Raw genomic sequence first — 12,565 nt, 5'->3', positions numbered from 1 at the left:
GGCCGGCAACCCCTCTGTTCCCGGTGATGCCGGCCAGCGGCCGGCACTACCGATCGACGGCCAACCACGCCCGAACCGTGGCGGCGTCGAACGGCCAGTCCAGCTCGCGGTCGCCGCGCTCGTCACGCAGCACCGGCACCCGCGTGCCATAGCGCGCTTCCAGCGCCGGCTGGTCGTCCAGGAACACCGATTCGAACTCCGGCGCTCGTGCCCTGGCCAGCTCGGCCAGGGCCATGTCGCACAGGTGGCAATCGTCACGTTGGATAAGGGTCAACACCGGCCGGGCTCCCGTGGCGGAAATGCTGCGCCGCAGCCATGGAAGTGCGGCGTGAACCGCTAGAATAGCGATCTCTTCCGGTACCCGCAGCACGGCAACCATGGCTGTCAGCACGTTCGACGTTTTCAAGATCGGCATTGGCCCGAGTTCCTCGCACACCGTCGGGCCGATGAAGGCCGCCGAGCGATTCATCCATCGCTGGCTGCTCGACCCGGGCCGCCTGCACGAGGTCGCGCGCATCCGCGCCGATGTCTATGGCTCGCTGGCACTGACCGGCCGCGGCCACGGCACCGACAAGGCGATCCTGCTGGGCCTGGAAGGCCAGCGGCCGAACCTGATCGACCCGGACATCATTCCGGCCACGCTGGAGCGCATCCGCAGCAGCAAGCGCATCCAGCTGATGGGCCAGCACGAGATCGCCTTCGACGAGAAGCGCGACCTCGGCATGAACAAGCGCCAGAAGCTGCCCTACCACACCAACGGCATGCGCTTCACTGCCTACAACGCCGACGACGAAGTGATCGCCACCCGCGACTACTACTCGGTGGGCGGCGGCTTCGTGGTCAACCAGGACGACGCGGCCGATGATCGCATCGTGCCCGACGAGACCCCGCTGCCCTACCCTTTCAAGAGCGGCGATGAGCTGCTGGCGCAGACCGCGCGCAGCGGCCTGAGCATTGCCCAGCTGATGTTCGAGAACGAGAAGTGCTGGCGCAGCGAAGACGAGATCCGCGCGCAGCTGCGCGAGATCTGGAGTGCGATGCAGTCGTGCGTGGCACGCGGCATCCGCGAGGAAGGCGTGCTGCCGGGTGGCCTGAAGGTAGGCCGTCGTGCACCGGCGCTGTACCGCGAGCTGTCGTCGAAACCGGAAGCGGCGATGCGCGACCCGCTGACCACCCTGGACTGGGTCAACCTGTACGCGCTGGCCGTGAACGAGGAGAACGCGGCCGGTGGCCGTGTGGTGACCGCGCCGACCAACGGTGCGGCCGGTGTGCTGCCGGCGGTGCTGCACTACTTCGACCGCTTCTGCCCGGGCGCGAACGAACAGCGCGTGTTCGACTTCCTGCTGACCTCGGCGGCGATCGGCATCCTCTACAAGGAAAACGCCTCGATTTCCGGCGCCGAAGTGGGCTGCCAGGGCGAGGTTGGCGTGGCCTGCTCGATGGCGGCCGGCGGCCTGGTCGCGGCACTGGGTGGCAACCCCAGCCAGATCGAGAACGCCGCAGAAATCGGCATGGAACACAACCTGGGCCTGACCTGCGACCCGATCGGTGGCCTGGTGCAGATCCCCTGCATCGAACGCAACGCGATGGGCGCGGTGAAGGCGATCAATGCCTCGCGCATGGCGATGCGTGGCGACGGCAAGCACAAGGTGTCGCTGGACAAGGTGATCAAGACCATGCGCGATACCGGCCGCGACATGCAGGACAAGTACAAGGAAACCAGCCGCGGTGGCCTGGCGGTGAACGTCATCGAGTGCTGAGATCTAGAGCCGGGCACCCGCCCGGCTGATGGGGCAGGAGCAGCCGGGCGTGGCCCCGGCTCTACATCGGACGACACCATCACCGGGTTCCGGTTAGGCTCGGGGCTCCCCCATCCCGGATTGCCCCATGCGCGTGTTCGCTGCCGCCCTGCTTGCCTGCCTTCCGCTGCCTGCCCTGGCCGCGCCCAGCTACGGGCCGCGCCTGGAGGGCTTCGACTACGGCTATCCGGTGAAGACCTTCGCGCTGGAGTCGCAGCGGCAGCCGCTGGAGATGGCCTACCTGGACATCGCACCGAAGAAGACTCCGATCGGCGTAATGGTGCTGCTGCATGGCAAGAACTTCTGTGCGGCCACCTGGAAGGAATCGATCAAGCCGCTGGTTGCCGCCGGCTACCGGGTGATCGCTCCGGACCAGGTCGGCTTCTGCAAATCCAGCAAGCCCGAGCGCTACCAGTACACGTTCGCACAGCTGGCAGCCAACACCCATGCCCTGCTGCAGCAGCTGCAACTGGGCGACGTGCCGGTGCACCTGGTCGGTCATTCGATGGGTGGCATGCTGGCGGTGCGCTACGCGCTGATGTACCCGCAGGATCTGCGCAGCCTGTCGCTGGTCAACCCAATCGGTCTGGAAGACTGGAAGGCGCTGGGCGTGCCATGGCGCAGCGTGGACGCGTGGTATGCCGGTGAAATGAACATCAGCTACGACAGCATCCGCCGCTACCAGCTGGATGTGTACTACGACGGCAAATGGAAGCCGGCCTACGAACCCTGGGCGCGGATGCAGTCAGGCATGTACGAAGGGCCCGGCAAGCAGGCCGTTGCATGGAGCCAGGCGCTGGCCTCGGACATGGTGTTCAACCAGCCGGTGGTCTATGAACTGAAGAACCTGCAGGTGCCGACCACGCTGTTCATCGGCCAGAAGGACCGCACCGCGATCGGCCGCGACCTGGCGCCGCCTGCGGTGAAGGCGACGCTGGGCAACTATCCAGCGCTCGGCAAGGCGGCGGCCGCAGCGATTCCCGGCGCGACGCTGGTCGAGTTCGCCGAACTGGGCCATTCGCCGCAGGTGCAGGACCCGAAGCAGTTCAACGCCGCGTTGTTGAAGTCCTTGAAGTCACGCTGACCGGCAGGGTGCCCCTGTAGAGCCGAGCCCATGCTCGGCTCATCCAGCAGGAGGGGATCTCGCCAGTAGCAGCCGAGCATGGGCTCGGCTCTACAAGAACTGTGCGATCAGCCGACGATCCGCAGCACGTCATCCAGCAACGCGGCGGCGGTGACTTCCGCGCCCGCACCCGGGCCTTGGATCAACAGCGGCTGGCGACGGTAGCGATCACTGTGGATGGCGACGCGGTTGTCGGTCCCCGCACCCTGCGCCAACGGGTGATCAGCCGGCAGCTCGCGCAGGCCCACCTGCGCACCCTCACCGTCAACACGGCCAACGAAACGCAACACGCGGCCGTTTTTGCGTGCCTCCTGCCAACGCGCCTGCAACGGCGCATCCAGCTGCTCCAGTGCCGCCAGTGCATCCTCCAGCGGCAACGCTTCCAGCGTTTCAGGCACCAGTGAATCCACCTGCACCTGCGAAGCATCCAGCGCCAGCCCGCTGCTGCGGGCCAGGATCAGCAGCTTGCGCCGCACGTCTTCGCCGGACAGATCCAGGCGCGGATCGGGCTCGGTGTAGCCGGCCGCCAACGCTTCGCGCACCGCCGCCGAGAACGGCGACTGGCCGTCGTAACGATGGAACAGCCACGCCAGCGAACCGGACAGCACACCCTCGATGGCATGGATGTGATCGCCACCGGCCACCAGCGCGCGCAGGCTGCTCAGCAGCGGCAGGCCCGCGCCGACGGTGGCGCTGTCGCCATAGCGCGCACCACTGTCTGCGCAGCTTTCGGCAATCGCCTGCGCGCGTGCCAGCTGCGCACCACGGCCCAGCTTGTTGGCTGTCACCACATGCACGCCGCGCGCCAGCCACTGCACGTGACGTGCGGCCACGTCTTCGCTGGCGGTGGCATCGACCACCACATCGCCACGCTCCAGCCCTTCGGTGCTGGCCCACGCCGGCGAACTCTGGCCATCGCGTGGCGCACGTCGCGCCAGCTCCAGCGGCAACACCAGGTCACGATCGATCTCCAGCGCAGTGCGTGAATTGGCCAGCCACTGCACGCTGGGCAGTTCCAGCCCACGCGCCCGCAATGCCTGGTAACGCTGCACGAAGGCCGAGCCGACCGTGCCAGTGCCCAGCAGCGCCAGGCGTCCCACGCCCAGCGCAGGAATGTCGGCGGCGAGCGCGCTCATGCATCCACCACCTGTTTGCGGCGTGCGGCCGCATCGATCACGACTTCGGCGCGCTGCAGCGCGGCACCGAGATCGGCCAGCAGGTCGCGCTCGGCCTCGATGCCGACCGACAGACGCAGCAGCCCTTCGCTGATACCGGCCGCTGCGCGTGCTTCCGCGGTCATCGCCGCATGGGTCATGGTCGCCGGATGCGCGATCAGGCTTTCGACGCCGCCCAGCGATTCGGCCAGGGTGAAGCAGCGCAGGCCATCCACGAATGCGCGCACTGCCGCGTGCGGATCTTCACCGCCGCAGTGCGCAAGCTCGAACGACAGCATCGCGCCGAAACCGCTCTGCTGGCGCGCCGCGATGGCATGGCCGGGATGTCCGGCCAGGCCCGGGTAGTACACCGTGCCGACCGCCGGATGCTGGTCCAGCAGGGCGACGATCGAGGCGGTATTTTCCTGGTGCACGCGCAGGCGCGCATCCAGCGTGCGCAGGCCACGCAGCGTCAGGAAGGCATCGAACGGTGAACCCGTCAGGCCCAGCGCGTTGCCCCACCACACCAGCTGCTCGTGCAGTGCCGGATCACGCGCGACCACTGCCCCGCCCACCACATCGCTGTGGCCGTTGATGTACTTCGTGGTGGAATGCAGCACCAGGTCCGCACCGAACGACAGCGGTTGCTGCAGCGCAGCCGACAGGAACGTGTTGTCGACCACCACGAGTGCGCCGGCCTTGTGCGCGGCATCGATGACGAAGCGCAGGTCGGTGATGCGCAGCAGAGGGTTGGACGGCGTTTCCACCAGCACCAGCTTCGGCTGGGTGGCCAACGCCTGCGCCAGTGCACGGGGATCGGTCAGGTCGGCGGTGACCAGTTCAAAGTGGCCCTTCCTGGCCAGCGCATTGAACAGGCGCCAGCTGCCGCCGTACGCATCGTGCGGCACCACCAGGGTATCGCCCGGCTGCAGCAGTGCGTTCAGCACCAGGTTAATCGCGCCCATGCCGGTGGCGGTGACCACACCACCGACGCCGCCTTCCAGTTCCGCCAGCGCCTCACCCAGCAGGTCGCGGGTCGGGTTGCCACTGCGCGTGTAGTCGTACTGGCGCTTGTTGCCGAAGCCGTCGAAGCTGAAGTTCGACGACAGCACGATCGGCGGTGTGACCGCACCATGCGCGGTGTCCCGATCGATGCCCGCACGGACGGCGGCAGTGGTGCGACTACAGGACGGCTCGTTGGCGTGCAGGCTCATGCGGACTCTCCAGAGGTGCGGAAGGCGGTGGCGAGGATCGCGTCGATGCGATCGGTTTCTTTGAGGAAGGCGTCGTGGCCATAGGGCGAACGCAGCACGCGCAGGCTGCCGCGCGGGCCCAGCCCTTCGACCAGGCCGACCAGGTCGGCCAGCGGCACCAGGCGGTCGCCCTCCACGGCGACCACCACGGTCGGTGGCAGGATCGCGGCGGGGTCGACACGGTGCAGGTCGATCGATTCGGACAGGCGCAGGTAGGCGGTCACCGGCGTGCGCGCGACGTACTGCGCGCCGGCGGCGTCGAGGTAGTCTTCGGCGGCCACGCGCACGCGGCCATTGATGACCTCCGGCGCGGCGTCGAAGCGCTCGCCGAATTCTTCCGGGGTGCGGTAGCTGAGCATGGCGAACTGCCTGGCCAGGGCCAGGCCGTGGTCTTCGCCGCACTGCAGCTGGCCCAGCGCAACCGCGCGGCGCTGCAGCGCGCGCCACGCGGCGGCATAGGGATGCGGGCGGTGCGCGCCGCTGGCCAGCACCAGCTGGCGCACGCGGGCGCGGTGACGGATCGCGAACTGCTGGCCGACCAGCGCGCCATACGAATAGCCGACGAAGGCCTTCAGCGTGCGGATGCCGAGATGGTCCAGCAACAGCGCCAGCGCATCGGCCTGGTCGGCAGTATCGATCGGCACATCCAGTGCACCGTCGGCACCGATGAAATCGAAGGCCAGCACGCGCAGCTGCTGCGGGTCGAGCGCGCGGCCGCTACCCACAAGCGCTTCGGCCCAGCCCTTCTCGCTGAACTGTGCATTGGACGCCACGTGGCGATGGGCGGAAATGCCACCGGCCAGCACCACCACCGGTGCGTTGGCCGGGCCCACCCACTCATAGCGCAGGCGCACCGGGCTGGGGCCTGCATGGCGCATCGACAGCACCGCGGCGAACTCACCGCGCTCCGCGTGCACGCGGTCTGCGACCGGCACGCTGACGGGGACAAAGGGTTCGGGGCGAATGGCGGTACTGGCAGCGAAGCTCATGGCGGGATCCGGTTGGGGAATCGGCCATCGAGCCTTCGCGGGCCCGCGTTCGAGATGCACGTGGGGTGCATGGTTCGAACCATCTTTCGGTGGACGCCACGGTCCCCGCAGGATTTGGCACCTACGCAGACGCTTGCGCGCCTGCGGGCTGCCCCGGCTTCAAAGGGCCTGTCCCTCTGCCGGTCTCGATGGTGGAGCCACGATGCCAGCCCTTTCCGGCACTGTCAATCCCTTCATGCGGATAAAGCGATAGATATTCTCAGGATCACTCTGCGAGGGCCGCCCCGGTCGCCCCGTTCAGGATCGGGTACAGTCCCGGCGGTCCTCTTGCTGGAAACGCCGATGCCGCGCCTGCCCCTGTCCTGCCTGCTGTTGCCTCTGCTGGCGAGCGCGACCGCACACGCCGGCGACTGGCGCCGGGGCTGGGGACTGGCTCCCCCTTCCGCCCCTGCCACCCGCGCAGGCAGTGCCGAGGGCGGCGCCCCCATGGCCCGGTTGCGCCTGCAGCCGGTCGGTACGCAATGGCAGGCGCGGATCGACAACGGGCTGGCAGGGCCGCTGCAGATCCAGCTGCGCGCCGCCCCCGGACACCCGGTCGAAGGCCTCCCGGTCGAGTCGCTGATCCAGGGCGACAGCAGCCTGGTGGTCGGCCACCTGCCCGCCCCGATCGATGGCCGCATGCTGGATCTGCGCCTGCAGTCGGTGCCGGGCAACCCGGCCGCGCAGGCCGAAGATGTCGGCTATCGCCTGCCGTTCGATGCGGCCCGCCTGCGTGTAGACCAGGCACCGCAGGGGCGATTCAGCCATGACGACGAGGAGAACCGCGACGCGGTCGACTTCGCACTGCCGGAGGGCACCCTGGTGCTGGCCGCGCGCGAGGGCACGGTGATGCAGATCCAGGATGGCTTCCGTGGCAACGGCCAGGACCGCGAGCGCGATGGTGCCCGTGCCAATTTCATCCGCGTGCTGCACAGCGACGGCAGCATGGCCCTGTACGGCCACCTCCAGGCCGGCGGCATGCGCGTACGCCGCGGCCAGGCGGTGGGAGCCGGGCAACCGATCGGCCTGTCCGGCAACAGCGGCTACAGCACTGCGCCGCACCTGCACTTCGTGGTGCAGGTCAACCGCGGCATGGGCCTGCGCTCGGTGCCGGTGCGCATCTTCGCCGGGCAGGGCCAGCTGCAGTTCGCCCGCCACGGCGAGGCCGACGGCGGTATCGGGCGCTGACCGGCCCCGGCCGGTATAATCGGGCGCTTATCTCTTTGAAAAGCGCCCCGGGCGGGCGCCACTGCCATGTCCGAAGTCGCCAACGAAGCGTCGCGTCGCCGCACCTTCGCCATCATTTCCCACCCTGACGCCGGCAAGACCACGCTGACCGAAAAGCTGCTGCTGTTCGGAGGCGCGATCCAGATGGCCGGTTCGGTCAAGGGCCGCAAGGCCGCCCGCCACGCCACCTCCGACTGGATGGCGCTGGAAAAGGAGCGCGGCATCTCCGTCACCTCCTCGGTGATGCAGTTCCCGTACGAAGGCAAGATCGTCAACCTGCTCGACACCCCTGGCCACGCCGACTTCGGCGAGGACACCTACCGCGTGCTGACCGCAGTGGACTCGGCGCTGATGGTGATCGACGTGGCCAAGGGCGTGGAAGAGCGCACCATCAAGCTGATGGAAGTGTGCCGCCTGCGCGACACCCCGATCATGACCTTCATCAACAAGCTCGACCGCGAGGGCAAGGACCCGATCGAGCTGCTGGATGAAGTGGAGACCGTGCTCGGCATCCAGTGCGCGCCGGTCACCTGGCCGATCGGCATGGGCCAGCGCCTGAAGGGCGTGGTTCACCTGCTGACCGGCGAAGTGCACCTGTACGAACCGGGTCGCAACTTCACCCGCCAGGACTCGACCATCTTCCCATCCATCGATGCGCCCGGCCTGGCCGAGAAGATCGGTGCGCAGATGCTGGCCGACCTGCGCGACGAACTGGAACTGGTGCAGGGCGCCAGCCATCCGTTCGATCTGGACGCTTACCGCGCCGGCAAGCAGACCCCGGTGTTCTTCGGCTCGGGCGTGAACAACTTCGGCGTGCAGCCGCTGCTGGACTTCTTCGTCGAGCATGCGCCGTCGCCGCAGGCGCGAACCACCACCGGCCGCGAAATCGCACCGGAAGAGAACAAGCTGACCGGCTTCGTGTTCAAGATCCAGGCCAACATGGACCCGCAGCACCGTGACCGCGTGGCATTCATGCGGGTCTGTTCGGGCCGTTTCAGCGCCGGCATGAAGACCTTCCACGTGCGCACCGGCAAGGAAATGAAGCTGGCCAACGCGCTGACCTTCATGGCCAGCGACCGCGAGATCGCGGCGGAAGCGTGGCCCGGCGATGTGATCGGCATCCACAACCACGGCACCATCTCCATCGGCGATACCTTCACCGAAGGCGAAGCGGTGACCTTCACCGGCATTCCCAACTTCGCCCCGGAACTGTTCCGCCGCGCACGCCTGCGTGATCCGCTCAAGCTCAAGCAGCTGCAGAAGGGCCTGGCCCAGCTGTCCGAGGAAGGCGCGACCCAGTTCTTCCGCCCGCTGACCAGCAACGACCTGATCCTGGGTGCCGTCGGCGTGCTGCAGTTCGACGTGGCGGCCTACCGCCTGAAGGACGAGTACGGTGTGGAAGCCACCTTCGAGCCGGTCAGCGTGACCACTGCGCGCTGGGTCCACTGCAGCAACGAGAAGAAGCTGGAAGAATTCCGCGAGAAGAACGCATTGAACCTGGCCATGGATGCGGCCGGTCACCTGGTCTACCTCGCTCCGACCCGAGTGAACCTGCAGCTGGCCCAGGAACGCTCGCCGGATGTGCGTTTCTCGGCCACACGCGAAGCGGCGCACACCGTTTCGGCAGGCTGATGCCACGGGGTCGGATCCCTTTCCGCAAGGAAAGGGCTCTGACCCCGCCGTCGCAACGCAGGGATTCACCCACCATACGGTGACGGGCGTGCACGTGCCGCCCATCGCGGCGATGATAGGGGGGTGCGGGTCCCCCTCCCCGCGAACGACGCCTACGCCATGTCCACGACTTCCGTTGCTTCGATCCGCGAAGAAATCGCCAGCGCCCTGACCCACGGCCTCGGTGCCGTGCTCGCCCTGGGCGCCGGTGCGGTGCTGATCACCCTGGCCGCGATCTACAGCGATGGCTGGCAGCTGGCCGGCGCCATCGTGTTCGGCATCGCGCTGCTGCTGCTGTACACCGCGTCCACCCTGTACCACGCCATCCAGCACCCGGTCGCCAAGGGCCGGCTCAAAGTGTTCGACCACTGCGCGATCTACGTACTGATCGCCGGCACCTATACCCCATTCACCCTGATCGGCCTGCGCGGCCCGTGGGGCTGGGGCCTGTTCGCCGCGATCTGGACCCTGGCCCTGGCCGGCGTGGTGTTCAAGCTGTTCTACACCGGTCGCTTCAAGCGCCTGTCCACTGCCATCTACGTGGCCATGGGCTGGCTGGTGATCGTGGCGGTCAAGCCGATGCTGGCCTCGATCGACGGCTGGACGCTGGGCTGGCTGCTGGCCGGCGGCCTGTCCTACACGCTGGGCACCTATTTCTACCACCGCGAATCGATTCCCTATTCGCATGCGATCTGGCACCTGTTCGTCATCGGTGGCAGCGTCTGCCACTTCGTCGCGGTCACCATGCAGGTGCTGTAGCACTGGCCCGTGCGCGGCGCGTGCACGCCGCGCACATGGACGCTTCGCGCCCCGTCCACGATGAGGGGGCAACCATGGCAGCGTGAATGCCGCCGCCTCCCCTGCCGCAAAGCGCACGAACCGCTGGCGCCTCCGCCGCCCCGGCCCGCGAGGCCGGCGCTGGTTGACGCTGCTGATCTTCCTGCTCGCAGCGATCCTGGTACTGATCGCACTGTGGGACTGGAACTGGTTCAAGGGCCCGGTCGAGCGCGCCGTGCAGGCCCGTACCGGCCGTGCACTGCACATCGGCCATCTGGATGTCGACCTCGGCCGGACCAGCACCATCCGTGCCGATGCGATCACCTTCGCCAATGCCGGTTGGGCCAAGCAGCCGAACATGGCCACGGCCGACCGCGTCGAGATCGACGTGCGCGTATGGCCCCTGCTGCGCGGCAGCGTGCAGCTGCCGGAAGTGCGCCTGACCCGACCGGACGTGCTGCTGGAAGCCGCCCCACGCCAGGGCGAGCCGGGCAACTGGGACTTCCTCGGTGACAGCGCTGGCGGCACCAGCCCGCAGCTCAAGCGCCTGCGCATCGACGACGGCCGACTGCAGTTCCTCGACGCACCGGGCCGTACCGATATCCGCGTGGGCGTGCGCAGCGGCCAGCCGAAGCAGGCCGATGCCTCGCCGCCGCTGCTGGTGCAGGGCAAGGGCCACTGGCAGGGCAACCCGTTCACCCTGCAGGGCGGAACCGAATCACCGCTGGAACTGACCAACAGCGACCACCCGTTCCGCATCCACCTCGACGGCCGCGCCGGCGCCACCCACGCGGTGGCCAGCGGCACGCTGACCAATCCGTTCCAGCTGCGCGTGTTCGACCTGCAGTTCGCGCTCAGTGGCCAGGACCTGGCCGATCTCTACCCATTGCTCGGCATCGCCATTCCGCCGTCCCCGCCCTACGCGCTGAACGGACGCCTGAAGCGCGACCACGACGTCTGGCGTTACGACGGTTTCACCGGCAAGGTGGGCGACAGCGACCTCGGTGGCAGTCTTCAGTTCGAGGTGGGCCGCGACCGTCCGCGGCTGACCGCGACGCTGGAATCCAAGCGCCTGGACTTCGATGACCTGGCCGGCTTCGTCGGCGCGCCACCGAAGACCGGCGGCGGCGAAACCGCCAATGCGGAGCAGAAGGCCGAGGCCGCGCGGGTGGCCGCGCGCGCGCGTGCTTCCGGACACGCCCTACAACCTCGGCAAGCTGCGTGCCATGGATGCCGATGTGCGCTGGAAGGCCCACCGCATCAACGCACCGTCATTGCCATTGGACGACATGGACGCCCATCTGCTGCTGGATGACGGGGTGCTGCGGCTGGCCCCGCTGAACTTCGGCGTCGCCGGCGGCGATATCCGCAGCACCATCCGCATGGACGCACGCCAGCCGCAGATCAGCACTGCGCTGAAGGCGAGCGTGCGCGGCGTTCAGCTGGGCCAGCTGTTCCCCGATGCCAAGCTGGCCGAACAGGCCAAGGGCGGCATCGGCGGTGAGGTGGACCTGAGTGGCCGCGGCAATTCGATCGCCGCAATGCTCGGCAGCAGCAGCGGCGAGGTCGGCCTGGCGATGGGCCGTGGCCACGTCGGCAACCTGGTGATGGAGCTGGCCGGCCTGGATATCACCGAATCGCTGAAGTTCCTGGTGACCGGCGACAAGCAGATTCCCCTGCGCTGCGCCTTCGCCGACTTCGGTGTGCGCGACGGCCTGATGACCAGCCAGGCGCTGGCGGTGGACACCACCGACACGATCCTCATCGGCGAAGGCACCGTCAGCCTGCGCGACGAAACCCTGGACCTGCTGTTGAAGCCGCGCCCGAAGGACAGGAGCATCCTGGTACTGCGCTCGCCGCTGCACATTGCCGGCACGTTCAAGGACCCGTCGTTCCGCCCGGACTTCAAAGCGCTGGGCATCCGCGGAGCGGTGGCCCTGGCACTGGGCAGCATCGCCCCGCCGGCGGCCTTGCTGGCGACGATCGAACTGGGGCCGGGCAAGGATGCCGACTGCGGTGGGCAGTATGCGAAGTAGGTTTACAGCGTTGTTCGCGGCGCCTCTTTTCCCGCGCGTAGAGCCGGAGCAAGGCGACAGGCAGGACACCCCGTAAATACGTCCCTGTAGGCTCGGTCGGCGCATCCATGCGCCTCACGGTCCTGCCTGCCGCCTTGCTCCGGCTCCGGACAGTTTCCTGCGCGCGCGGAACGAGAGCGAAATTCAAAGTCAAAAGAAAAAAGCAAAGTCAAAAGCTGTTGCCAACCAAGGTTGGCGGCTACCAAAGGCGAGGCACAGCGCATGTACGCACCGCGCTCGCGGAAATGTTCCAGAGGCGGAGGGCATGGGCGTGCAGGACCGTTGGCGCCATGGATGGCGCCATCGAGCCTACAGGGACGTACTTGCGGCGTGTCCTGCACGCCCATGCCCTCCGCCTCCCAACGTATCAGGAAGGCGCTGCTTTGGCTTTGGCTGTGGCTTTGAGCTTCGAAAAGCGGGCCGGGGGGGCCCCCGCCCCCCCCCCCCCCCCCCCCCCC

9 protein-coding genes, 1 pseudogene and 1 riboswitch are annotated in these 12,565 nt (G+C 67.9%); of the genes and pseudogenes, 6 read left to right on the top strand and 4 right to left on the bottom strand.

The genetic code is table 11. The annotated features are described in order from the left end of the window. Positions 1–46: 46 nt before the first annotated feature. Entirely contained in the window at positions 47–277 is a 231-nt protein-coding gene (locus ACM0PK_RS21315) for a glutaredoxin family protein (RefSeq protein WP_111200768.1), read from the bottom strand. Between the two features lie 100 nt (positions 278–377). Between ACM0PK_RS21315 and ACM0PK_RS21310 the strand changes: the two genes are divergently transcribed. Further along, complete coding sequence (locus ACM0PK_RS21310; RefSeq protein WP_049415888.1) at positions 378–1,760, top strand: L-serine ammonia-lyase; 1,383 nt, start codon at positions 378–380, stop codon at positions 1,758–1,760. A 127-nt stretch (positions 1,761–1,887) separates the two neighbouring features. Then, positions 1,888–2,883, top strand: a complete 996-nt coding sequence (locus ACM0PK_RS21305) for an alpha/beta fold hydrolase (RefSeq protein WP_180884192.1) — start codon at positions 1,888–1,890, stop codon at positions 2,881–2,883. 107 nt (positions 2,884–2,990) lie between these two features. Here ACM0PK_RS21305 and ACM0PK_RS21300 read toward each other — a convergent pair whose 3' ends face one another. From ACM0PK_RS21300 to metX, 3 genes are read right to left on the bottom strand one after another with little or no spacing between them, the layout of a single operon-like run. After that, positions 2,991–4,058 (bottom strand): homoserine dehydrogenase family protein, encoded by a 1,068-nt coding sequence (locus ACM0PK_RS21300; protein WP_111200759.1) that lies wholly within the window; start codon positions 4,056–4,058, stop codon positions 2,991–2,993. Further along, positions 4,055–5,290, bottom strand: coding sequence for an O-succinylhomoserine (thiol)-lyase (locus ACM0PK_RS21295; protein ID WP_414607545.1), 1,236 nt, complete (start codon positions 5,288–5,290; stop codon positions 4,055–4,057). The genes ACM0PK_RS21300 and ACM0PK_RS21295 overlap by 4 nt, the downstream gene beginning before the upstream one ends. Further along, positions 5,287–6,318: a homoserine O-succinyltransferase MetX gene (metX, locus tag ACM0PK_RS21290; protein ID WP_049415906.1), complete on the bottom strand. Its 1,032-nt coding sequence runs from the start codon at positions 6,316–6,318 to the stop codon at positions 5,287–5,289. The genes ACM0PK_RS21295 and metX overlap by 4 nt, the downstream gene beginning before the upstream one ends. Before the next feature lie 76 nt (positions 6,319–6,394). Further along, a riboswitch (SAM riboswitch) is annotated at positions 6,395–6,513 on the bottom strand. A 147-nt stretch (positions 6,514–6,660) separates the two neighbouring features. Between metX and ACM0PK_RS21285 the strand changes: the two genes are divergently transcribed. The 4 genes and pseudogenes from ACM0PK_RS21285 (at position 6,661) to ACM0PK_RS21270 (ending at position 12,068) form a co-directional block, all read left to right on the top strand. Then, complete coding sequence (locus tag ACM0PK_RS21285) at positions 6,661–7,545, top strand: M23 family metallopeptidase (RefSeq protein WP_414607544.1); 885 nt, start codon at positions 6,661–6,663, stop codon at positions 7,543–7,545. A gap of 66 nt (positions 7,546–7,611) precedes the next feature. After that, positions 7,612–9,216: a peptide chain release factor 3 gene (locus ACM0PK_RS21280; RefSeq protein ID WP_414607543.1), complete on the top strand. Its 1,605-nt coding sequence runs from the start codon at positions 7,612–7,614 to the stop codon at positions 9,214–9,216. 159 nt (positions 9,217–9,375) lie between these two features. Further along, complete coding sequence (trhA, locus tag ACM0PK_RS21275) at positions 9,376–10,014, top strand: PAQR family membrane homeostasis protein TrhA (RefSeq protein ID WP_005418403.1); 639 nt, start codon at positions 9,376–9,378, stop codon at positions 10,012–10,014. Positions 10,015–10,096: 82 nt separating this feature from the next. Beyond that, positions 10,097–12,068 (top strand): annotated as a pseudogene (locus tag ACM0PK_RS21270) (AsmA family protein). Positions 12,069–12,565: the final 497 nt, after the last annotated feature.

This window comes from Stenotrophomonas sp. FR010 (assembly GCF_047520755.2).
In the GTDB taxonomy this organism is placed as follows: Bacteria; Pseudomonadota; Gammaproteobacteria; order Xanthomonadales; family Xanthomonadaceae; genus Stenotrophomonas; species Stenotrophomonas sepilia.
Note: the sequence above shows the minus strand (reverse complement) of the source record. Positions and strands in the feature narration are given on the sequence as shown.

Coding starts and splice junctions, on each gene's coding strand:
- ACM0PK_RS21310 (WP_049415888.1), top strand. CDS start 378: ATGGCTGTCAGCACGTTCGACGTTTTCAAGATCGGCATTGGCCCGAGT.
- ACM0PK_RS21305 (WP_180884192.1), top strand. CDS start 1,888: ATGCGCGTGTTCGCTGCCGCCCTGCTTGCCTGCCTTCCGCTGCCTGCC.
- ACM0PK_RS21300 (WP_111200759.1), bottom strand. CDS start 4,058: ATGAGCGCGCTCGCCGCCGACATTCCTGCGCTGGGCGTGGGACGCCTG.
- ACM0PK_RS21295 (WP_414607545.1), bottom strand. CDS start 5,290: ATGAGCCTGCACGCCAACGAGCCGTCCTGTAGTCGCACCACTGCCGCC.
- metX (WP_049415906.1), bottom strand. CDS start 6,318: ATGAGCTTCGCTGCCAGTACCGCCATTCGCCCCGAACCCTTTGTCCCC.
- ACM0PK_RS21285 (WP_414607544.1), top strand. CDS start 6,661: ATGCCGCGCCTGCCCCTGTCCTGCCTGCTGTTGCCTCTGCTGGCGAGC.
- ACM0PK_RS21280 (WP_414607543.1), top strand. CDS start 7,612: ATGTCCGAAGTCGCCAACGAAGCGTCGCGTCGCCGCACCTTCGCCATC.
- trhA (WP_005418403.1), top strand. CDS start 9,376: ATGTCCACGACTTCCGTTGCTTCGATCCGCGAAGAAATCGCCAGCGCC.